23 protein-coding genes are annotated in these 20,858 nt (G+C 43.7%); 10 read left to right on the top strand and 13 right to left on the bottom strand.

Going from position 1 to position 20,858, the window contains the following annotated elements:
• Window positions 1–259, bottom strand: a 259-nt coding sequence (locus K941_RS0100830; protein WP_029102098.1) for an IS5 family transposase, incomplete at its 3' end; no start/stop codon positions are given.
• Window positions 260–569: 310 nt separating this feature from the next.
• Entirely contained in the window at window positions 570–1,061 is a 492-nt protein-coding gene (locus K941_RS0100825; RefSeq protein ID WP_029102097.1) for a L,D-transpeptidase, read from the bottom strand.
• A gap of 212 nt (window positions 1,062–1,273) precedes the next feature.
• Here K941_RS0100825 and argG point away from each other — a divergent pair, with 212 nt between their 5' ends.
• A complete protein-coding gene (gene argG / locus K941_RS0100820) occupies window positions 1,274–2,608 on the top strand; it encodes an argininosuccinate synthase (protein ID WP_029102096.1) in 1,335 nt (444 codons plus the stop codon).
• A 449-nt stretch (window positions 2,609–3,057) separates the two neighbouring features.
• A complete protein-coding gene (locus tag K941_RS0100815; protein WP_029102095.1) occupies window positions 3,058–4,434 on the top strand; it encodes a WS/DGAT/MGAT family O-acyltransferase in 1,377 nt (458 codons plus the stop codon).
• A gap of 13 nt (window positions 4,435–4,447) precedes the next feature.
• Here K941_RS0100815 and K941_RS16995 read toward each other — a convergent pair whose 3' ends face one another.
• Both K941_RS16995 and ispH read right to left on the bottom strand, forming a co-directional pair.
• Window positions 4,448–4,618, bottom strand: coding sequence for a hypothetical protein (locus K941_RS16995; protein WP_156892282.1), 171 nt, complete (start codon window positions 4,616–4,618; stop codon window positions 4,448–4,450).
• A gap of 149 nt (window positions 4,619–4,767) precedes the next feature.
• Window positions 4,768–5,700 carry a 4-hydroxy-3-methylbut-2-enyl diphosphate reductase gene (gene ispH, locus K941_RS0100805; protein WP_029102094.1) on the bottom strand — a complete coding sequence of 311 codons (933 nt, stop codon included), beginning with the start codon at window positions 5,698–5,700 and terminating at the stop codon, window positions 4,768–4,770.
• Window positions 5,701–5,814: 114 nt separating this feature from the next.
• Here ispH and gmk point away from each other — a divergent pair, with 114 nt between their 5' ends.
• The 3 genes from gmk to K941_RS0100785 all read left to right on the top strand — a co-directional run bounded on the left by gmk (window position 5,815) and on the right by K941_RS0100785 (window position 9,443).
• Window positions 5,815–6,447: a guanylate kinase gene (gene gmk, locus K941_RS0100800; RefSeq protein WP_036387085.1), complete on the top strand. Its 633-nt coding sequence runs from the start codon at window positions 5,815–5,817 to the stop codon at window positions 6,445–6,447.
• A gap of 86 nt (window positions 6,448–6,533) precedes the next feature.
• A complete protein-coding gene (gene rpoZ, locus K941_RS14270) occupies window positions 6,534–6,794 on the top strand; it encodes a DNA-directed RNA polymerase subunit omega (protein ID WP_051225765.1) in 261 nt (86 codons plus the stop codon).
• Between the two features lie 450 nt (window positions 6,795–7,244).
• Window positions 7,245–9,443: a RelA/SpoT family protein gene (locus K941_RS0100785; protein ID WP_036387084.1), complete on the top strand. Its 2,199-nt coding sequence runs from the start codon at window positions 7,245–7,247 to the stop codon at window positions 9,441–9,443.
• A 76-nt stretch (window positions 9,444–9,519) separates the two neighbouring features.
• On the opposite strand, the gene K941_RS0100780 is transcribed toward K941_RS0100785, so the two are convergent.
• Window positions 9,520–10,206 (bottom strand): M48 family metallopeptidase, encoded by a 687-nt coding sequence (locus K941_RS0100780; protein WP_084137631.1) that lies wholly within the window; start codon window positions 10,204–10,206, stop codon window positions 9,520–9,522.
• 221 nt (window positions 10,207–10,427) lie between these two features.
• Here K941_RS0100780 and K941_RS0100770 point away from each other — a divergent pair, with 221 nt between their 5' ends.
• The 3 genes from K941_RS0100770 to K941_RS0100760 all read left to right on the top strand — a co-directional run bounded on the left by K941_RS0100770 (window position 10,428) and on the right by K941_RS0100760 (window position 13,423).
• Complete coding sequence (locus K941_RS0100770; RefSeq protein WP_029102089.1) at window positions 10,428–10,613, top strand: hypothetical protein; 186 nt, start codon at window positions 10,428–10,430, stop codon at window positions 10,611–10,613.
• Window positions 10,614–10,702: 89 nt separating this feature from the next.
• Window positions 10,703–11,083, top strand: a complete 381-nt coding sequence (locus K941_RS0100765; protein ID WP_029102088.1) for a Rid family detoxifying hydrolase — start codon at window positions 10,703–10,705, stop codon at window positions 11,081–11,083.
• 63 nt (window positions 11,084–11,146) lie between these two features.
• A complete protein-coding gene (locus tag K941_RS0100760) occupies window positions 11,147–13,423 on the top strand; it encodes a primosomal protein N' (RefSeq protein WP_029102087.1) in 2,277 nt (758 codons plus the stop codon).
• A gap of 194 nt (window positions 13,424–13,617) precedes the next feature.
• On the opposite strand, the gene K941_RS0100750 is transcribed toward K941_RS0100760, so the two are convergent.
• The 8 genes from K941_RS0100750 to K941_RS14265 all read right to left on the bottom strand — a co-directional run bounded on the left by K941_RS0100750 (window position 13,618) and on the right by K941_RS14265 (window position 18,644).
• Window positions 13,618–13,893, bottom strand: a complete 276-nt coding sequence (locus K941_RS0100750; RefSeq protein ID WP_029102086.1) for a hypothetical protein — start codon at window positions 13,891–13,893, stop codon at window positions 13,618–13,620.
• 21 nt (window positions 13,894–13,914) lie between these two features.
• Window positions 13,915–14,328, bottom strand: coding sequence for a hypothetical protein (locus K941_RS0100745; RefSeq protein ID WP_029102085.1), 414 nt, complete (start codon window positions 14,326–14,328; stop codon window positions 13,915–13,917).
• Between the two features lie 21 nt (window positions 14,329–14,349).
• Window positions 14,350–14,829 (bottom strand): hypothetical protein, encoded by a 480-nt coding sequence (locus tag K941_RS0100740; RefSeq protein WP_029102084.1) that lies wholly within the window; start codon window positions 14,827–14,829, stop codon window positions 14,350–14,352.
• Window positions 14,830–14,899: 70 nt separating this feature from the next.
• A complete protein-coding gene (locus K941_RS0100735) occupies window positions 14,900–15,436 on the bottom strand; it encodes a DUF4189 domain-containing protein (RefSeq protein ID WP_029102083.1) in 537 nt (178 codons plus the stop codon).
• Between the two features lie 74 nt (window positions 15,437–15,510).
• Window positions 15,511–15,942, bottom strand: coding sequence for a hypothetical protein (locus tag K941_RS0100730; protein ID WP_029102082.1), 432 nt, complete (start codon window positions 15,940–15,942; stop codon window positions 15,511–15,513).
• Between the two features lie 64 nt (window positions 15,943–16,006).
• Complete coding sequence (locus K941_RS0100725; RefSeq protein ID WP_029102081.1) at window positions 16,007–16,966, bottom strand: tetratricopeptide repeat protein; 960 nt, start codon at window positions 16,964–16,966, stop codon at window positions 16,007–16,009.
• Window positions 16,967–17,017: 51 nt separating this feature from the next.
• On the bottom strand, window positions 17,018–17,641 hold the full coding sequence (locus K941_RS0100720) for an RsiV family protein (protein WP_029102080.1): 624 nt from the start codon (window positions 17,639–17,641) through the stop codon (window positions 17,018–17,020).
• Window positions 17,613–18,644 carry an ABC transporter substrate-binding protein gene (locus K941_RS14265; protein WP_036387080.1) on the bottom strand — a complete coding sequence of 344 codons (1,032 nt, stop codon included), beginning with the start codon at window positions 18,642–18,644 and terminating at the stop codon, window positions 17,613–17,615. The genes K941_RS0100720 and K941_RS14265 overlap by 29 nt, the downstream gene beginning before the upstream one ends.
• 168 nt (window positions 18,645–18,812) lie before the next feature.
• Here K941_RS14265 and ftsY point away from each other — a divergent pair, with 168 nt between their 5' ends.
• A complete protein-coding gene (gene ftsY, locus K941_RS0100710; RefSeq protein WP_029102079.1) occupies window positions 18,813–19,751 on the top strand; it encodes a signal recognition particle-docking protein FtsY in 939 nt (312 codons plus the stop codon).
• A 319-nt stretch (window positions 19,752–20,070) separates the two neighbouring features.
• Window positions 20,071–20,598 carry a methylated-DNA--[protein]-cysteine S-methyltransferase gene (locus K941_RS0100700; protein WP_029102078.1) on the top strand — a complete coding sequence of 176 codons (528 nt, stop codon included), beginning with the start codon at window positions 20,071–20,073 and terminating at the stop codon, window positions 20,596–20,598.
• Window positions 20,599–20,858: the final 260 nt, after the last annotated feature.

Below are 20,858 nucleotides of genomic sequence, written 5' to 3'. Positions count from 1 at the left end.
GGCTTTTACGGATAAGTGTGCTTTCATGGATGCCAAAGTCAGCGGCTATCTGCTCATAGGTGCGATATTCTTTAAAATACTGTAAGGTTGCCATTAACAAATTGGGCATGCTGATTTTAAGTTTTCTACCGCCTCTTTGATGTACAGCAGCTTGTGCTTGCTCTAAACAAGCAAGCATTTCATTAAAAACCCTGCGTTCAATGCCAACTAAGCGTTTGAATTTGGTGTCGGATAGGTGTGTGGAGGCTTCGTAGTTCATTGAGGTATTTTAGCATAGAATGGGTTTTGCAGGAGGTCTAATATCCGACTGGGCGGTTTGTGTGATTTGTGGTTTTTCATTATCAGATTTGTGAGGAATATTGACACAAGCGGTTAATACGATAATAGGAAATAATAATAAATACAGCTAACAAAATTAAATTTTACCACGGAAACTGTTCGCCCTGAGCTATTTTCCGTCATGGTTCGACAGGCTCACCACAAACGAAAAACCGTAGCACTTTTTCATTTTGTAGAGTGTATTTCATAAATTGCCTTTTTAAAAAATGAAAATATTTTTGATAAATAGGCTAAATGATTAAAACTTGTGTCCCTGCATCTACCACATTATATAGCCACACTACGTCATTATTTCTCATACGAATACAGCCATGCGACATCGGCACGCCCACAGGCTCGGTATTGGGCGTGCCGTGAATGTAGATATATCGGGCGTGGGTATCGCACACCGCACCGTCTGCGGTTTTGCCAAGATTATAGCCGTTTTCCACACCTTTTAACCACAAAATCCGACTCAAAATCCAGTCCCTGTCAGGATTGGCTTGCCCCAACTTGTCATCATAAAGCTCGCCTGTAAACACTCGCCCGACAAAGACGGCATTTTTGGGGTGTTCGCCCCCAATTTTATTGTTAATAATATGCTTACCAAGTGGCGTACACCTTGTATTTTCAAGCTGTCCTGTGCCATTTTTGGCGGTAGAGACAGGCAGGGTTTTGATAAGCCTATCATCATCAAATACGGTCAAACTTTGGGCGGTGGTGTCTATTTTTAAGGTTATCATAGGGTTAGGGCAATCATGGCTTTATGATGACTGAGTTATCAATTTTAAAAATGATGACTATTTTAAATTTTACTAGTTTAGCAAATTTTTAAAAATTTTTCGCCTATTTTTGTGAAAATTTGCCAAATTTTTAAAATTTTTACCCTAAGATTTGCCAAAAGTGTTATAATTTTTGGATTGCATTCTTTTATTTTATGAAAATTGGAGTTGGTATGAGTAGCACCATTTTAGAATCTTTGCCTGTGGGCGAAAAGGTAGGTATCGCATTCTCTGGCGGTTTGGATACGTCTGCCGCCATTTTGTGGATTAAACAAAAAGGGGCAATGCCTTATGCTTATACTGCCAATCTAGGACAGCCTGACGAGTCCGACTATGATTCAATCCCTGCCAAAGCCATGCAATACGGAGCAGAAAAGGCTCGCCTGATTGACTGCCGTACCCAGCTTGCTCGTGAAGGCATTTGTGCCATTCAGTGCGGGGCGTTTCATATCACGACAGGTGGTATGCCGTATTTTAATACCACGCCACTAGGACGTGCGGTAACGGGCACCATGCTTGTAACCGCCATGAGCGACGATGGCGTGGACATTTGGGGCGATGGTAGCACCTACAAGGGCAATGACATTGAGCGTTTTTATCGTTATGGGCTACTCACCAATCCTAAGCTTAGAATTTATAAGCCTTGGCTGGACGAGACCTTTATTGATGAGCTTGGCGGACGAGCGGAAATGAGCCAATTCTTGATTGATAACGGTTTTGACTACAAAATGAGCAAAGAAAAGGCGTATTCTACCGACTCCAATATGCTTGGGGCGACACATGAAGCCAAAGATTTGGAGTTTTTGAACGCAAGCCACAAAATCGTTGAGCCTATTATGGGCGTACGCTATTGGGATGAGAGCGTGGAGATTGTCCCCGAGACCGTTACAGTGGAGTTTTTTGAAGGCAATCCTGTGGCACTAAATGGCGAGACATTTGACGACCCTGTGGCACTCATGCTAAAAGCCAACGAAATCGGCGGACGACATGGTTTGGGCATGACCGACCAAATTGAGAACCGCATCATCGAAGCCAAATCTCGTGGTATCTATGAAGCCCCCGGCATGGCTCTCTTGCACATCGCTTACGAACGCTTGGTTACGGGCATTCACAACGAAGACACCATCGAGCAGTACCGCATTAACGGACTGCGTTTGGGTCGCTTGCTCTATCAAGGTCGCTGGTTTGACAGTCAAGCCTTAATGCTTCGTGAGACCGCCCAGCGTTGGGTAGCCAAAGCCATCACAGGCGAGGTGGTGCTTGAACTTCGCCGTGGCAACGACTACTCTGTCCTAGACACCAAATCGCCCAATCTTACCTACGAGCCTGAACGCCTGTCTATGGAAAAAGTGGAAGACGCAAGCTTTACCGCAACTGACCGTATCGGACAGCTGACCATGCGTAATCTTGACATCGCTGATACCCGTGCCAAATTGGGTATTTATAGTAATGCAGGGCTTTTGGGACTGTCGGGTGGTAACGCCGTGCCACAGCTTGACAGCAAATAAGTCATATCAATCAAAAGAGCGGGCTGAATGTTTCGCTCTTTTTTATTAGAGCGTGCCTACCATTGATAACATTCTTATAAAATAAGTTAAAAACCTAATATTTTAAATTAATTTTTGCATGAAAAATGGTTATCCGACCACTTAATTTAAAAAATTAAGTTAAAACTCTTAAAATTTACCCAGTTAAGTGGTCGGATTGTGGCTCGAAGTCAAAAACTTGTCTGATAGAAGACTTACAGCCTCAAGTTTTTTCCTTGAAAAACGTGCGATTTTTCGTGATTTTCATTGCAAATACCAAAGGCAGGCACACTCTAAAAAATTTTTTAAAAATAGTCATGGATTGATAAAATTTTTTACAAAAATTTGTTATACTAATCATATTTTTACTCATGTCATTAAACTGTCATTCTAACCCATTTATAAATAATTTCATCAATTAAGGATAACACGTGCGTGCTTTAAATGCCATTGACCATGTATTTTTAATGCTTGAAACTCGTAAAGAGCCGATGCACGTTTCAGGTTTGTGTATTTTTGAGGTGCCTGACGGGGCGGGTGATGATTTTTTGACAAAGTTGGTATCAGACATTGAAGTGACACGCACCAAGCCAAGCTTTCCTTTTAACCAAGTGCTAAGCAAGGGGCTGTTTTGGGAGCCAGATGGGGATTTTGATGTTAATCATCATTTCCGCCATGTCGCCCTACCCAAACCCGGTGGCACACGAGAGCTGACGAACTATATCTCACGTGAGCATGGGCTGATGTTGGACAGAGCCAAGCCGTTGTGGGAATTTCATCTCATCGATGGGCTTGCCCCTGCTTACGATGGTGGTAACGCTCGCTTTGCCTTGTTTTTAAAGATTCATCACGCCATGGCAGATGGCATTGCTGGTATGCGACTGCTTCAAATGTCGCTCTCAGCGTCCAAAACAGAGAAGATGACCGCCCCGTTTTGGTCGTTATCCACCAAATACCGCAGTCAAATCAACGCCATCTTACCCATTCACAAACCGCCCCTAAAAATCATCAAAGAACAGCTTGCCACCATCTATCCTGTGGGGCGAGAGCTGGTTAATAGTGTCAAAAATCACTTTGGGGAAAAGAATCCGCATTTTACCAGTACCTTTGATGCCCCCAAGTCTATCTTAAATCAAAAAATCAGCAGTTCACGTCAGCTGTCGTTTGTCTCGTTTAAAAAAGGGCGGTTTGCAAAGATTGCCGAGCATTTTGGGGCGACGACCAATGATGTCCTGCTTGCCATCTGTGCAGGGGCGTTGCGTGAATATCTACTTGCCCAAGATGCCCTGCCTGCCAAGCCACTCATCGCCTTTGTGCCGATATCGCTTCGCCGTGATAAAAGTGCCATGGGCAATCAGCTCTCTTTCATTCTCACCAACCTTGCCACGCACAAATCCGACCCTGCCGAGCGTCTTTTGACCATCAAGGCAAGCGTGGATGATGGCAAACAGCGATTTTCTCGCATGAATCAGGCACAGGTCATTAATTATAGCCTGCTTACTTATGGCATGGCATTTGCTAACCTAAGCACGGGGGTGATGCCGACCCGCCAAGCCTTTAATCTCATCATCTCAAATGTACCAGGGGATAATACGCCATTGTACCTTAATGGGGCAAGACTGACGGGGATTTTCCCTGCGTCGGTGCTATTAGATGGGCAGGCTTTGAACATCACGCTAACCAATTATCAAGACAAGATAGATTTTGGCATTACCGCTTGCCAAAGTGCTTTGCCACACATTGAACAGCTGATTGAGTTTTTGGAGCAGGAATTGTTGGTGTTTGAAAGACTGTTGCCAAAAGAATAAGATGACAAAACCCTTATGCTACACATCGTCTGGGCGTTGCTTGCTTGATGGGCGTGGTTAATTTGGCTAGGGTTTGGACAATCATGTCGTTACTGATGGTGTGTGTCTTGTCGCCATGAATGACGGTCATGATGGCAGGGCGAGTGCAATGAGTGGCTTGATGATGAGCGGTTTGGCGGGTCATGGCTGTACCTGTCTTAATTAAAATTGATGGTGGGTTACAGGTTTAGTGTAGCCCAATTAAGAAGTGGGGACAACCATTTTCCGCCATTTTGCTTGATAAATTATAAACAGATGTTTCGTTTATGACTGGTTAGTGACAAGCCCTAATAATTATCGCAAACTCTTGGGTAGAGAAAAAGTAACATTCTCTTCAATGCCCGACAGCTCGGTGGGGGCATCTGCTCCCCAGTCTTGCAAGGTGTCTAGCACTTCTTTTATCAGTACTTCGGGGGCGGACGCACCTGCGGTAACTCCGACTTTGTCCACGCCATCAAACCATGCCTTATCCATCTGAGAAGCGTTATCAATGAGGTACGCCTTTGCCCCCAGTCGTTCGGCAAGCTCACGCAAGCGATTGGAGTTGGACGAGTTAGGCGAACCGACCACGAGGACGATTTGACATTCTTTTGCCAAAGATTTTACCGCATCTTGACGGTTTTGGGTGGCGTAGCAAATGTCGTCTTTTCTTGGGGCGTTGATTTGGGGGAATTTATCTTTTAGGGCGTCTATCACTTGGGCGGTGTCGTCCATGGATAGGGTGGTTTGAGTAACAAACGCAAGCTCTTTGTCCGCCCCAAAGTCTAAGTTTGCCACGTCATCCACATCTTCGACCAGATGAATGCGACCGCCGAAACTCGTGTCAAACCGCCCCATCGTACCCTCCACCTCAGGGTGTCCTGCGTGTCCGATAAGAATGGCATCCATACCGCCTTTGGCAAATTTACCCACTTCAATATGCACCTTGGTAACCAAAGGGCAGGTGGCATCAAACACGGTCAAATCACGGCGTGTCGCTTCGTCTTCGACTGCTTTGGATACGCCATGAGCCGAGAAAATCACAATCGCCCCATCAGGCACTTCGTCCAGCTCTTCGACAAACACCGCCCCACGACGAGCCAAATCTTCAACCACAAATTTGTTGTGGACGACTTCATGGCGGACATAAATGGGCGGATTAAAACGGCATAAAGCTTCATTAACAATGGCAATGGCACGGTCAACGCCAGCACAAAAGCCACGGGGATTGGCAAGTAGAATTTGCATGAAAGATTTCCAAATAACTCAACATCAAACGGCTTACTTTATCATAATTTGTCGTTTTAGGATATGACAATTTGTGCTATAATTTGTCAATCATCATCATTTGGCGAAATCATCATGACGAACACAAACCCCACCCAAGGCACGCTTTTTATCATCACCGCCGCCTCAGGCACAGGCAAGACTTCACTGGTCAAGGAGCTACTTGCCACCACCAAAAATCTCGTGGTCAGTGTCTCGCACACCACCCGTGAACCCAGACGTGGTGAGATTGATGGCGAGCATTATTATTTTACCAATAGAGATGAGTTCATCCGCTTGGTGGGGGAGAGTGAGTTTTTGGAGCATGCTGAAGTGTTTGGTAATTATTATGGCACTAGTAAGACGGCGGTCAATGATTTGCTCAGTGCAGGCATGGACGTGATTTTGGAGATTGATTGGCAAGGGGCTCTGCAAGTCAAAAAACTCATTCCTCAAGCGGTGATGATTTTTATCCTACCGCCAAGCCGTGAAGCCCTGCGTAGCCGTCTGATGAATCGCAACCAAGATGCCACAAAGGTCATCGAGACCAGACTGGCAGGGGCGGTGCGTGAGATGCAAGAGTATGTGAACTTTGACTATGTGGTGATTAATGATGATTTTGATGTGGCATTATCTGAGATAAAATCCATCATCACTGCTTATCGCCTTGCCATCGACAAGCAAACGGCACGCCATGAAAAATTAATCAGTCAGTTATTGGTAAGTTAGGGTGTGTCAAACCTTAATTTTCCACTTTTAAAATGGTAAAAATCTGTTATAATAATAGATTGTTATCAATGTAAAGAGTGTGATTTATGGCACGAGTGACGATTGAAGATTGTTTGGATACGGTGGATAACCGTTTTGATTTGATTTTGGTGGCATCAAGACGAGCACGTCAGCTTGCCACAGGGCGTGCCGACCCGTTGGTGACTCCCGAAGGCGACAAGCCAACCGTGCTTGCTCTGCGTGAGATTGCCGATGGTCATGTGACCCGTGCGATTTTAGATAAGCCCGAAGAAGTGTATGTGAAAAAAGAACCGCCACCGTTTGATCCAACGGCTAATGGTTTTTAAAATCATATACAGTCCTAAAAACCATGCTTTTGGCGTGGTTTTTTGTTTTGTCATTCATTAAACTTTCTGATTTTATCATAAAAATAACTCCATAAAAACGGATAATTTTCCCTTGACAATTTAACGAAAAACTGATTAATTATAAGGTTCGGATTGGGGATTTTTTTAGATAAAATCATGCCCCACTTCAAGAGCTTTTTGTTAGGGCGTGCCTGCCTTTTGTATTTGCAATGAAAATCACGAAAAATCGCACGTTTTTCAAGGAAAAAACTTGAGGCTGTGAGTCTTCTATCAGACAAGTTTTTGACTTCGAGCCACAAGATTTAGCCATTTTTCATGCAAAAACGATTGATTTATTTTCACAATATTTCTATATTGTAAATAGTGTTATAAAGGGTAGGCACGCCCTAATTAAACAACCAACCAACACACTACCGAGCCAAACCAATCATGTTAGCCAACTACCACGCCGATAATATCCCCACACGTTTTAGTCATCCTTTGGTGGATGAAGCCAAAGACAGCCTGATGAATGCGGTCAGCTACTTAGATGCCAAAGAGCGGGCGGACGTGCTACGGGCGTGCCATTTTGGCGACATGGCACACATCAAGGACAAACGCAAATCGGGCGAGCCGTACATCACGCATCCCATTGCGGTAGCGGAGATTTTGGCAGGGTTCTCACTTGATAAAGATTCTATCATTGCTGCGATTTTGCATGACACGGTAGAAGACACCGAAGTTACCGATGAGCTGGTGGCAAGTGAGTTTGGCGAGACGGTGGCACGACTGGTGGATGGCGTAACTAAGCTAAAATCGGGCAACATGAGCAAACAGCAGTCACAGGCAGCGACTTTTCATAAGATTTTAAATGCCACGCTCATAGACCCCCGTGTACTCATCATCAAGCTGTCTGACCGCTTGCATAACATGAGTACCATGGATGCGGTACGAGAAGAAAAACAAAAATCAACCGCTCGTGAGACGTTGGATTTTTATGTGCCGTTCGCGCGCATTATGGGGCTAAACGACATCGCTGACTACATCGAGCTTTTGTGTTATCGTAACCTTAACCCTGTCATGTACAACAAATTTAATGACAAGTTGTTGCAACATGGTTTGGGGCGTAATTTTCAAAAGATTGAGATTAGCACTTATCTACAAAACCTGCTAGGATATCTAAACCTAAAAGGACATGTGCAGGTGCTGGACAACCGCACAAGCATGTATCGGCAGTTCTTTAAAAACCGTGGACAAGCCAATCGCTTGATTCGCCAATATGATTTTGAGGTGGTGCTAGAAGACATCGGGGCGTGTGATAAGTTGGCGTATCATCTTATCCAAAAGTTTGAAATCGCTGACCGTAACATTCAGGACAATATCCGTAAACCCTTAGCAGGGGGCAATCAGTCGCTGTCGCTGATTTATCAAAAAGATTATAACTTCATTAAAGTCACGCTCATGACCGCACGCATGAAAGAAGCGTCTCGCTTGGGCGTACTTGGCAATAGCAAAAATGACATCAGTCAGTCGGTGATACAGGCAAGTTTGCGTAACATGAAGGATTTGGCGGCGGTCGAAGGCGAAGATGCGGAGACGTCGCTTAAAGTCATCAATGAGCTTATGAGCTATCTGCATGAGCGTAAAATCGTCTGTTATAGCCCCCAAGGGCGTGCCTATGAGCTACCCCGTGGGGCGACGGCACTCGATTTTGCCTATGCGGTCGGGCCTGCTGTGGGCAACATCGCCACAGGGGCGGACATCAATGGCGAGCATGGTAAGCTTGGGTTGATGCTAGCAGATGGTGATACCGTGAGCATTGATATTGATAAAAATGCCACGCCAAAGGCAGATTGGCTTGGCTTTGTGGCGACCAACAAAGCCCGCAATGAGATTTTAAAATTCCTAAAACATCTGCCCCATGACCAAAAAGAGCATTATGGCAAAGAAGCCTTGATGCGTGCCTTAAAGCCTTATGATAAAACACTAGATGACTTATCCGAGCGGGATTGGGCGGATATTTTGGCATGGCGTGGCGTGGCAAGTCAAAGCGAGATTTTCCTACAAATCGCCACAGGCACACTACTGCCACAGTTGGTCGTCTCTCGTCTGTTTAGCGAAGAAGTGGATGTGGCAGACGGGGCGGAGATTACCCAAACCAAGCATTTATTGGCAGGCATTAAGGGTGTGGAGATCACCTTTGCCAGATGTTGTAATCCCATGTATGGCGATAACATCGTCGGACATTTGTCGGCACGTCAAGGGCTGACCGTCCATCGTCATAAATGCTATTCACTAGAAAACATCCGTGCTGAGAACCCTTATCAGGTCATACAGCTCAACTGGAAGTCGGATATCAAACTTGACCATGCCAACTCGATTGGACAGCTGCATTTTCCTGCCATGCTCAAAATCCACGCCATGCTAAATGAAGAGCAGATGAGTCAGGCGATTTATGAGTTGCGAGATTTGAACATTGGTATTGAGCAGACGTCTGTCAAGGCAGATGAGAAATCAGGCGGTGGGGTCGGGGCGACCTTTATACAGGTGGTGGTGCGTTCCCGAGCTCATTTAGAAGAAGGTATCATGAAGCTACGCCAAGTGCTGGGCTATCCTAGTATCATGCGACTGTATCAGATGCTGACCTAATGCTCTGTGCTTTTGTACAAAAACAAACCCTGCCAATATGCAGGGTTTGTTTTCGACCATGCCATGATAATTTAGATTAACGTTTGATGGCACGCTCATAGATGGCACGGTTCTCAGGCAGAAGTTTCTCCATCGCTTGAATGCGACTGTCGTTATTGGGGTGGGTAGAGAGAATGCTACCTGCCTTGCTACCACCACCTTTTTTGGCGTTCATCTTTTTCCAAACGTTGATGGCATCAGCAGGGTTGTAACCTGCCATCGCCATCAGTCGCATGCCGAGTGCGTCCGCTTCGTATTCGTGATGGCGAGAGTAGGGTTTATCAAGTCCGTATTCGTGTAACACACTTGCCCCGAGATTGACCATGTCGGCATTATAACCTGTATTGGCTTGGACAGCGGCAGCACCAAGCTGTACCGCTAGGCTAGACAGGACGTTTGCCCCCATTTGTTTTTTACTGTGTTCTAGCAAAGCGTGAGCCATCTCGTGTCCGACAATGGCGGCAATCTCGCTCTCGGTCAAATTATAATTCTCAGCCAGTCCTGTGTAAAATGCCATCTTACCCCCTGGCATCGCCCAAGCATTCTCGGTTTTATCCCTAACCACGGTCATTTGCCAGTCAAAACGCACGCCTGTGTTATTTAGGGAGTCGGCATGTGGTCTTAGACGGTTAAAGGCACGTTGAACAGTCTTGGCTTTGCTGAGCATTTGTTGATAGTGGGAGCCTGCTTGGGCGTTTAGGGTTTTGGTGTCCATGCCTGCCATGTCAGCAACAGTGGTGCAACCCGATAAAGTCAAGGTGGCACCTAAGTAGGGCGATGCTTAATTTTTTCATAAAAAGTCCTGATTGGGTAAAACATAAAACCATCATAGCATTTTCAAAGTTTGAAAACAATATGGCGAACGGGTGCTTTAACAATAAAAAATACTTGAATATTCATGGTAATTTGTTTAATATAATCTTACCATTTCTTAAGGAGTAAGCCATGTGTTGTCAAATTGACCTAAATTCTAAATCTGATGTGGTGCATTTTTTGGGCAAAACCGAACCCAATCTTTTGCCAAAGACATCCGATAATGTCGCAGGTAACATCGTCTATACGGGCGAGCCTGCCATGAGTCTGTGGGATAAAATTATGGCTCGTTGGCAAGCTAACAAGATGAGTAAGTAATGAGCGGGTAAATTATAGACAAATGAACACCGTTTAAGATAAATAGTATTTAAACAGCATTTAAACATAGAAATATTTCAGGAATAACGATGCCAAAACAAATCATTCATACCGACAATGCCCCAAAAGCGGTAGGAACGTACTCACAAGCTGTCAAGGTGGGTAATACCGTCTATGTCTCAGGTCAAATCGGGCTTGACCCTGTAAGCATGACCTTGCGTGATGGGTTCACCGCCCAAGCCGAGCAAGTGTTTGATAACATTGAAGCCATTGCCAAAGCGGCAGGCGGTAGTTTGGCGGATGTGGTGAAGTTTAACGTATCATTAGATGATTTGAATGATTTTAATGAATTAAATCAAATCTTTGAATCTCGTCTCACCGCTCCTTATCCTGCCCGTGCCGCCCTAGAAGTCTCTGCCTTACCAAAAGGGGCGTTGGTGGAGATTGAAGCGATTTTATATATTGAATAAATTTTTAATAAATGTCAATGTAAGGGCGAATACCGCCCTTATTTTTATGTTAAAGACCACACCATGCTAATCCAAGTCGCCTTGCCTGTACCGCTTTATCGCCTGTTTGATTATCGTGTGGCGGACGTATTGCCACCGATAGGCGTGCGTGTCAAAGTGCCGTTCGGTCGCCAAGAGCTTATCGGCATCGTGGCAAATCATGTCCACCCCGATGACAGTGATGTGCCACAGGATAAATTAAAATCACTCATTTGTGTGATTGATGATGGGCCGATTTTTGATGAATATTTTTTTAAACTTGCCCGATGGCTGTCGTCTTATTATCATTATCCGCTGGGCGATACGATGGCGGTGATGTTGCCCACGCTCATCAAGGCGGGGGCGGATGTCAGTGATGAGGTATGGCGATATCGGGCGGTCGCTCACGCTGATGATGGGTTTGTTAAAGGCGTGCTGAGTAAAACTGCCAAAAAACAGCACGCTGACTTTGCCGTTATCCGTGATAACCCGAACGCCACCAAACACACCTTGCGTATGCTTGGGGTAACAGAGCGGAATTTGACACTATTTGTCCAAAAAGAGCTGATAGAATGTCACACCGCCCCAAACACACCGCCCCTGCCTGCCCAAGTGGTGCAAAAGCCACTGACCCTAAATAACGAACAACGCTTGGCACTGACGCAGATAAGCCAAAGCATACATGACGGGTGTTATCAAGGTATATTGCTCAATGGCGTAACAGGCTCGGGCAAGACCGAAGTGTACCTACAAGCGATGGAGCAGGTGCTGGCACAGGGTCGGCAGGTGCTGATTATGGTGCCTGAGATAGGACTGACCCCACAGAGTCGGGAGCGGTTCTCGGCACGCTTTGGGGCGAATGTCGTGGTGTTACATTCATCATTAAACGACAAAGAACGGCTGTCGGGATGGCAGGCGTGTCGGCAGGGGCAAGCCCAAATCATCATCGCCACACGTTCGGCACTGTTTTACCTCTTTGCCAATTTGGGGCTGATTATTATTGATGAAGCTCACGATACGAGCTTTAAACAGCAAGACCATTTGCGATATCACGCCTGTGATGTGGCGTTGTATGTGGGGGTGTTAAAACAAATCCCTGTGGTGCTAGGCACGGCAACGCCCAGCCTTGAACAAATCAAACTTGTCCGTGATGGCAAACTGCATGAATGCAAACTCACCAAACGGGCAGGGGGTGCGATACCGCCTACGTTTCGTCTTGTGGACATGAGAATGGGAACACAATGGCAGACGGACATGACAGGCGAGAGCCGTGATACTGAACTGGCTCATCAGACGGTGCAGGCGGTGCGTGAGACCTTAGGGCGGGGCGAGCAGGTGTTGATGTTTCTAAATCGCCGTGGCTATGCCCCGATTCTCTTATGTGGGGCGTGTGGCTGGCAAGCGGACTGCGTGCGGTGTAGCAGTCATCTGACCTTGCACAAAAACCCCTTTAAAAAAGCACGCCATGCCAATGAGCAGTATCTGTATGATTATCTAAAATGCCATCATTGTGGCTATCAGGTGGTGACGCCCAAGGTTTGCCCGAGCTGTTATAGCCCAAATCTTGTACATTTGGGGCAGGGGACAGGGCAGTTGTACGAAAGGTTGCATGGCATTTTTGCCAATCCCCAAACCGTCCAGACCCCTTATCCCATCGTGCAGATAGACCGTGATACGGTGCGTGGCAAGGGGGCGTGGGATAGACTGTATGAACGTGTTAGTACGGGCGAGCCGATGATATTGGTAGGTACACAAATGTTGGCAAAAGGTCATCATTTTCCTAATGTCACGCTAGTGGTGATTGTCAATGCTGACAGCGGATTTTTGTCGCCTGATTTTCGTTCGCCTGAGCACACCGCCCAGATGATTATGCAGGTGGCAGGACGGGCAGGGCGTGCAGGACGGGCAGGGGAGGTGCTGATACAGACCCTAAACCCTGATAATCCATTACTGCTTGATTTGATACGCCACGGCTATGATAAATTCGCCCATGACTTATTGGCAGAACGGTATGGGTTGGGACTACCACCGTATAGTCATGCGGTGCTGGTGCGGGCGGATGCTCATCGGCTTGATGTCGCCAAAAATGCCATCATCGGAGCAAAAAACCATCTGCCCCAAGCTCATCCCTTTGCCGTGCTTGCCCCCATTGATGCCCCGATGGTCAAGAAAAACAACCGCTTTCATGTGCAGATGCTTATCCTTGCCAAAGAACGCAAAGTGTTACATGACGTGTTGGCATGGTGGTGGCAGGGTGTGCTTGCCCTGCCCAGCTCTCGGGGGGTTAAGATGGCGATAGACATTGACCCTGTGGGATGGTAGATGGTCAAAGTGGTTTTTCTTGATAAAATCATCAAAGGTCATGGTATTTTTTTTGGGTTAAATTGGGATTGTCTTTTTGGACAAAGACAAAAAAGACAAATTCGCCATGATTGAGTTTCCATTTACATATCACGCCATTTTTTAAATAATCTTAATTTTACCAATAATCATCATAAATACGCACCGTATATTTATTATCGCTTACCGTATAAAGAATAAAAGCAATTATTCGCCCAATAGTTACCATTTACCGAGATAAGCTCCAAATTTTTCGGCACATCAATCAATTCAAATTCAAACTCATAGTAAGAATTAGGATTTGAATTGGCGATGGGGGTGGTTATTTGTACCAATTCATCATGGCTTTTGATATGTTCGGGTAAATGATGAATTTTGATAAAAGTTTGGGCAACCGTAATATTAGAACATAAAACCGTAATTATTAAAGCGGATAACATTAACTTTTTCATAACGATTTCTCTCTTTTAATATCAAGAATTGATTAATAAATACAAAGAATTTAAAATTGGCAATTCTTGATTGCATTGATGAATTTCCTTGATGTCGCCAAATTCATCATTCATTGTAATTTCTAAATATATATCTTCTTTACCATTAGCAAATTTGCGATGAGCAAAATAATAATGTACATTATCGCCAAAAAATTCAGCATATTGTTCTTGAATATTGTCAAAATAATCTGTTTTGGCAGTAATGCTATTTTTTGTTATATCAAAATAAGTTTCGCCATCGTTATTTTTAAATTGATAACGAATTAAATCACCATTATCTTTTAGACTAATGTGGTTATTGTCTGTATCGGTGCATTCAAAATAAGTTTCTGCATTAACAATATTAGAAAACAAAGCCGTTCCAATTAAAGCGAATAACATTAACTTTTTCATCACGGTTTCCTTTTAAATCAATTAAGGCGTGGTTTTATTGCCCTTTCCATCATAGCAATTTTTTTGATAGCCTGCATCGCCAATACTGCCAAATGCCCCACAAACAGCAAAGCCATTAGCATAATCATAACTGATAAAACCTGTATAGTTATCCAATGGCAAAATCATTTTTCCGTCCAAATTCATCACGCCCATTTGCTTATTTTGCTTGACAATAAAATAAAACTGCTCTTTATGACGAGTTGAAAAAGTTATATTATCATAATACTCACTCATTTCGCCTGTCGGTTTGATGAGCGTGTATTGCTCCATATCTTTTTTGGCGATGGCATAATGGGTGTTCGGGCAATAGGTCAAATGATGTCCTTTAATTTTTGGGAATTTATCACAGTCAGCAACGGCTTTTTCTCGCTCATTTTTAATTTCAGAGATGATGGACATACAGCCTGTTACACTGGTAAAAGCGATTAAGGCTAGGGCGGATAAAGTGAGTTTTTTCATTAAAATTTCTCTTAAATGAATTGGCACACACCATTTAAAGATTTATTTTAAATGGTGTGTTTGGCCTTTATTAGGATTGTTTGCTTGTATGAATTTTACAGGCATTGGGGCTTTTATCTTCCGCTTGGCATAATTGCATCGCTTTTTGTTTGGCTTCATTGCAAGTTGCACCGCCATCAGCATACATCATCTCGCCTACTTGGGCGATGGCGATACAGCCATTTGTCATAGAATGAGCCATTCTACAAGGGCTACGGCGACTGCTTTGCTCGCATTGACCAAGCGTAAGCTTGTCTTGTATTGTCCAATCATTTTCGGTGGGTGTATCAGACAGTGTAATCATGATGCTATTATCAAAAAATGGCTTGTTGTCTTTTGTCCAAGCAAGCCCAATGTATTTATGATGTGTACCACTATAACCACCAGAATTAACATTACCATAACCACCAGAATTACCATAGCCATAACCGCCATTATAGGTATTACCTGAATATCCTTGATTACCACAACGCCCAGAACCACTGTCTTGGCACGCCAAAGCCGATTGACTAAATAAACTTGCCCCTGCGATGATTAGGGCGGTGGCGGAGAGTTTTAAAATTTTCATAAATTTTTCCTTTTAAAGTTAAGATTAAATCCTAAGGTGTGTACAACGCACCGTTTTAGTTTTTGGCTTAAAAATTAGTTTGGTGTACCATAATTTTCAAGCTCATCAACTTTAATTTGTTTGGGATTGCACAAAATGGTTTTTGAATTGGGTTTGTCTTGATTGACAATGACCCCTGCTTCTTTTTTAGGCTCTGAGAATTCTTTACTATTTTCGTCCAAATTAATCATACTAGAAAAGACGGTGTAGGTATTGCCTTTATAAGGCATTGTCCAATAATACCCACTTTCTGCCTTCCAAGCCCCTTCTGTGTAGTCAATTTTATGTTTGGCAATAGAAAAGTTAAGCTCGGTCTTTTTGCCCTTGCTAAACTCATAAGTAAATGAATTGCCATTATCTATAAGCTTAACTTGTTTGCCGTTTGTAGTATCGCACAAAAACACCGTTTCGGCAAAGGCAGGGCTTGCCATTAAGGCAAGCATTAGGGGTAACATGAATTTTTTCATAAAAGTTTCCTTTTAAGTAAATTAAAACTGAATTAAAAAACGACATTAAAATTTGATTAACTCATCATTCATAGCGTTTGTATATATTGTCTAGCTCGTTTTTGATGTCATTATTAAATTCATAGGCTCGGCAAAAGTCTTGTTTTAATTTTTGGTCTGTTTGGCTTTCGCATTCTTTTTTAAGCTCGCTTAAATCTCGAGTTCTTAACTCATCATAATATTCTGCGGATTGACAGCCCAACTCATTGCCATTATTACAGGCTCGTTTTGCCCAGCCATAAGAATTGACGATATTTTGTTTTGATTTTGATAATATCGCATTGTCATCATCGGCTTTTTCGCCATTTTCGTCAATATCCGCCCCAAAGAAAAATAACATACCAGAAAACTGTGCCAAATACACTTGGGCGTGGCTATATCCCATTTCGGCAGATTTGATGATATGATGGACTGAGTCTTTTTTATTGGGATAGAGTTTTTGATAAATGTCCGTAGGCAATTCGTCAGACAATTGCGATAATAAAAGATAAGCAGGAGCAAAGCCATTTTCACCAAGCTCTAATAACAAATCCACACCTTTTTGAATATCGCTTTTGCTGTTAATATAATACATTGCCAAAGCCATTTTTGCGTGCGGTTGATTTAAATCACTGGCTTTTTTAAACCATTCTAAGGCTTCATTTTCGCTTAAATAATAGGCATAATTATTCATCGCAAAGGCATTGCCATTTTCGGCAGATTTTTTATACCATTCTATCGCTTTTTTCTCATCTGTTTGGGTATGAACGCCCAACTCATACATTTTGGCAAGATGAAATTGGGCGGTGGCATCGCCTTTGTTCGCGTTATTTTCCACCACTTTAAAATCCATCGCTTTTAAAGCCGTTTCATTGGCAGATAATAATTGCCCCTGTGCGTCAAAATCACCATAAGTGGTGCGGATAATGTCAGGCTCTACTTTTGCCATAGCAGGGGCAGAAAATAGGGTGGTGGCAAACAGGGCGGATAGTAAAAGTTTTTTCATAAATACTCCTTAAAAATTATGGGTTTAAATTTTTTGATTTTTCAATCAAACTTACTGCATTTGGCTTGATTTGCTCCATTGATTATCATCAAATTGGTCAAAACTTTGATGAATGTATTTATCTTTAATCAAGCCTTTTAATTGTGCTTTACTTATGTTTAATGCGGTAAAGCCCATCGCATAAGGGGCGATTTCATAAGGAATATAGACAAAAGTCATGCCTTTTGGCGAAAAGTAAAAATTATCCGTGATGACAAATTCCCAAAAGTCAAAATGGCTTTGCACTTCATCGTCCGTCAGCCCCATTTTGGTTTTTAGCTCTTTTGTGAATTCTTGCTTTAATAAATTTTCCAGTTCAGATTTTTTGGCAGGATTTATAAGCACATCATCGAGTTTTAGACGTTTTTTATCTGCCAAATCCATCACATAAAACTCAACAGACGGTATACCGTGTGCCCCAAAGTCAAACAAATAATCTTCACGGACAATCTGCACGGTTTTGTCAGATACGCTGATTAATTCGGCATCGCTTGAAAATTTATAAGATAAGGGGCTATTTTGATTGTCAGGCTCGCTAAAATATTCGCTCGTCCATTCACCAGAATCGTCAAAAAGATGTTTGCAATATCCTTTTGTGGCATGAACTTTATTCTTTACGTGGCACGCTATCCACATCAATGGCGTCTTTTATGAGTTCATCACTGATGGTTACGCCTTGATTTTGGGCGTGTTTGGGGCTGACGTAGAGCGTGAGTTTGTTCATGACCTCAGGGGCGATGTCGGTAGGCTTGGTGCCGTCTAGGGCTTGGGCGACCAGTTTGGCGGTGGTTACGCCAAAATCAAAATCATTGACCCCAAGCCCTGCACTCGCCCCACGTCTGACACTAAACTCATCGGATGCGATGACAGGGATTTTTAACTCATTGGCAACCCCAACCATCGCCTCCATTGCCGATGCCACGCCATTGTCAAGTGATGTATAAATCAAATCGGCGCGTCCGTCCAAAGCACGAGTGGCGGCAGCGACATCGGCCGAGCGGTTGGCAGGCACGTCCACAAGGGTCATCCCACGCTTGGGAAGTTCGACAGCCAGCTGTTCTTTGATGGCTACAGAGTTTGCCTCACCGGGGCTATATACAAAGCCGATACGCTTAGCATCAGGCTTGATTTGGGTGAATAAATCAAGCTGTGGTTCAAGCGGTAGCTGGCTAGAAAGTCCAGTGATGTTCGCTTGTAGGGCTTGGTTGTTATTATCGATAAGTTTAGCCGCCACAGGGTCGGAGACAGCGGTGTAAATCAGGGGAATACTCTGGGTTGCTGCCGCCAGACTCTGGGCGGTGGGGGTGGTGATGGCAACGATGGCATCAGGGGTGTCGGCGGCGAACTGCTTGGAGATTTGCCCCATGGTCGCCATGTTACCCTGTGCTGATTGGAAATTTACCGTCAGATTTTGTCCTTCTTGGTAGCCATGTTGTCCCAAGCCATAAATCACCCCTTTTCTGATGTCTTCAAGCGATGGATGTTCCACAATGGCACTGATGGCAATCGTTTTGGGGGCTTTTTGGGTGGTGGTGTCTTGGGTGGTCTCTTCGGCAGGTGTGGCAGTAGGTTTGTCATTACCACAGCCAGTCAGTAGGGCGATGGCAAGCATTAAGGCGGGTAAGGCGTACGTTTTCATAAAAATCCTTAATAGATAAGTATACTAAAAATTTGGATAATTTAACACATTTGCCCCAAAAAAACAGCGGTTTTTGTAAAAATATTGTCATTTTGTCATCGCTAAATTTAATTATACCCAAAAATATGCTATTATTAATCGCAGATTTAATAAGATGAGCAAGTAGACATGAGCGAGAATAAAAGCGGATTTTTTGCCCGTATGAAAGCAGGATTATCCAAATCCAGTAAGAATTTATCAGAAGGTCTGATGAATGTCCTAGTCGGTGGCAAAGAGATTGATGATGAGTTGTTAGAAGAAGTCGAAGATCAGCTTCTGGTGGCGGACATTGGCGTGGATGCGACCAATCGGATTATCACGAGCCTAACCGAGCAGACGGCACGGGGCGATTTGATTTATTCGCACTCGTTATATAAAGCCCTAAAAAAGGAGTTGGTAGACATTTTAGAACCCAAAGTTGCCCCGCTGGTCATTGACTCGACCAAAAAACCGTTTGTGATTCTCATGGTTGGCGTTAATGGCGTGGGTAAGACCACGACCATTGGCAAACTTGCCAAACGCTTACAGAGTGAAGGCAAATCGGTCATGCTCGCAGCAGGCGACACGTTTCGGGCGGCAGCGACCGAACAGCTTCAAGTGTGGGGCGAGCGTAACGGCATTCCTGTGGTGGCACAGGGGCAGGGTTCGGACAGTGCGTCGGTGATTTTTGATGCCATGCAATCGGCTAAGGCAAAGGGCATTGACGTGCTCATTGCCGATACCGCAGGGCGACTACAAAACAAAACGTATCTCATGAACGAGCTTGAAAAAGTCATTCGTGTCATGAAAAAAGCAGATGAGACCGCCCCACATGAGTGCATGATTGTACTAGATGCTGGTACGGGTCAAAATGCCATTAGTCAGGTCAATCTATTTAGCGAAGTCGCCCCATTATCAGGCGTTACCATTACCAAACTGGACGGCACGGCAAAAGGCGGTGTGGTCTTTAATGTCGCCCAGACGACCGATGTCCCCATTCGCTTTATCGGCGTGGGCGAGCAGATTGATGATTTACAGCCCTTTGACCCCAAAGAGTTTGTAGATGCACTCATCAGCGAAGAAAAATAACAAAAAGGCGAATGTATTTCACCTTTTATTAGGACATGTTGAACATTGATAACATCTTATAAAATAAGATGAAAACTTGACAATTTATCAATTTTTGCATGAAAAATGGCTATTCGACCACTTAATTTTAAAAGTTAAGTTAAAATTTTAAAAATTTACCTGATTGAAGTGGTCGGATTGTGGCTCGAAGTCAAAAACTTGCCTGATAGAATGACCATCAGCCTGCATTTTTTCCTTGAAAAACGGGCGATTTTTCGTGATTTTCATTGCAAATACCAAAGTTTAATACGCCCTATAAAGGATAAATTAAAAGAAACTTATGATAACCACGCATTATTATCCGCCCATAGATTTGCCGATGATAACTTTGACGGTCAAAGACGGCAGGTTATTGGCGTTAGATTGGTATAACGACAAAACCGCCCAAATCTTTAATAAATTAAATCAGCATGCGGTTTTTATAAAACAGGCGGAGTTAAAAGATATTGATAAAAACCAATCGATTGCCTTGCAAACCACTGCTCAATTAGATGAATATTTTAAAGGCGAACGCACGGTATTTGAATTACCGCTTGATTTATCGCATGGCACCGATTTTCAAATAAAAGTTTGGCAAACGCTTTGTAAAATCCCTTATGGACACACGATAAGTTATAAAGAGCTGGCAAGTATGATAAATAAACCTACCGCACATCGGGCGTGTGCCAACGCCAATGGCAAAAACTTAATCTCGCTCATTGTGCCATGTCATCGTGTGATAGCGTCGGACGGTACGCTGGGTGGGTATACGGGTGGAGTGTCAATTAAGCGAATATTGCTTGATTTGGAGAGTAAGAATTTGATATAAAAACCCAAAAACTTTATAGGGCGTGCCTGTCCTTTATAACACTATTTACAATATAGAAATATTTTAGAAATAGACTAATCATTTTTGCATGAAAAATGGCTATCCGACCACTTAATTTAAAAAAACAAGTTAAAACTCTTAAAATTTACCCAGTTAAGTGGTCGGATTGTGGCTCGAAGTCAAAAACTTGCCTGATAGAATGACTATCAGCCTGCATTTTTTCCTTGAAAACGGGCGATTTTTCGTGATTTTCATTGCGA

The sequence above is a fragment of the Moraxella caprae DSM 19149 genome (assembly GCF_000426885.1).
GTDB lineage: Bacteria > Pseudomonadota > Gammaproteobacteria > Pseudomonadales > Moraxellaceae > Moraxella > Moraxella caprae.
This window is presented reverse-complemented; position numbering and strand designations above follow the sequence as displayed.

Bases quoted from the DNA above. Each gene is read 5' to 3' on its own strand.
- K941_RS16995 (WP_156892282.1), bottom strand. From the start codon at position 4,618: ATGACCCGCCAAACCGCTCATCATCAAGCCACTCATTGCACTCGCCCT.
- K941_RS0100825 (WP_029102097.1), bottom strand. From the start codon at position 1,061: ATGATAACCTTAAAAATAGACACCACCGCCCAAAGTTTGACCGTATTT.
- argG (WP_029102096.1), top strand. From the start codon at position 1,274: ATGAGTAGCACCATTTTAGAATCTTTGCCTGTGGGCGAAAAGGTAGGT.
- K941_RS0100745 (WP_029102085.1), bottom strand. From the start codon at position 14,328: ATGAAAAAGTTAATGTTATTCGCTTTAATTGGAACGGCTTTGTTTTCT.
- K941_RS0100760 (WP_029102087.1), top strand. From the start codon at position 11,147: ATGCTAATCCAAGTCGCCTTGCCTGTACCGCTTTATCGCCTGTTTGAT.
- K941_RS0100720 (WP_029102080.1), bottom strand. From the start codon at position 17,641: ATGTGGATAGCGTGCCACGTAAAGAATAAAGTTCATGCCACAAAAGGA.
- K941_RS0100735 (WP_029102083.1), bottom strand. From the start codon at position 15,436: ATGAAAATTTTAAAACTCTCCGCCACCGCCCTAATCATCGCAGGGGCA.
- gmk (WP_036387085.1), top strand. From the start codon at position 5,815: ATGACGAACACAAACCCCACCCAAGGCACGCTTTTTATCATCACCGCC.
- ispH (WP_029102094.1), bottom strand. From the start codon at position 5,700: ATGCAAATTCTACTTGCCAATCCCCGTGGCTTTTGTGCTGGCGTTGAC.
- K941_RS0100770 (WP_029102089.1), top strand. From the start codon at position 10,428: ATGTGTTGTCAAATTGACCTAAATTCTAAATCTGATGTGGTGCATTTT.
- K941_RS14265 (WP_036387080.1), bottom strand. From the start codon at position 18,644: ATGAAAACGTACGCCTTACCCGCCTTAATGCTTGCCATCGCCCTACTG.
- K941_RS0100740 (WP_029102084.1), bottom strand. From the start codon at position 14,829: ATGAAAAAACTCACTTTATCCGCCCTAGCCTTAATCGCTTTTACCAGT.
- K941_RS0100700 (WP_029102078.1), top strand. From the start codon at position 20,071: ATGATAACCACGCATTATTATCCGCCCATAGATTTGCCGATGATAACT.
- K941_RS0100785 (WP_036387084.1), top strand. From the start codon at position 7,245: ATGTTAGCCAACTACCACGCCGATAATATCCCCACACGTTTTAGTCAT.
- K941_RS0100765 (WP_029102088.1), top strand. From the start codon at position 10,703: ATGCCAAAACAAATCATTCATACCGACAATGCCCCAAAAGCGGTAGGA.
- K941_RS0100780 (WP_084137631.1), bottom strand. From the start codon at position 10,206: ATGGCAGGCATGGACACCAAAACCCTAAACGCCCAAGCAGGCTCCCAC.
- ftsY (WP_029102079.1), top strand. From the start codon at position 18,813: ATGAGCGAGAATAAAAGCGGATTTTTTGCCCGTATGAAAGCAGGATTA.
- K941_RS0100725 (WP_029102081.1), bottom strand. From the start codon at position 16,966: ATGAAAAAACTTTTACTATCCGCCCTGTTTGCCACCACCCTATTTTCT.
- rpoZ (WP_051225765.1), top strand. From the start codon at position 6,534: ATGGCACGAGTGACGATTGAAGATTGTTTGGATACGGTGGATAACCGT.
- K941_RS0100730 (WP_029102082.1), bottom strand. From the start codon at position 15,942: ATGAAAAAATTCATGTTACCCCTAATGCTTGCCTTAATGGCAAGCCCT.
- K941_RS0100750 (WP_029102086.1), bottom strand. From the start codon at position 13,893: ATGAAAAAGTTAATGTTATCCGCTTTAATAATTACGGTTTTATGTTCT.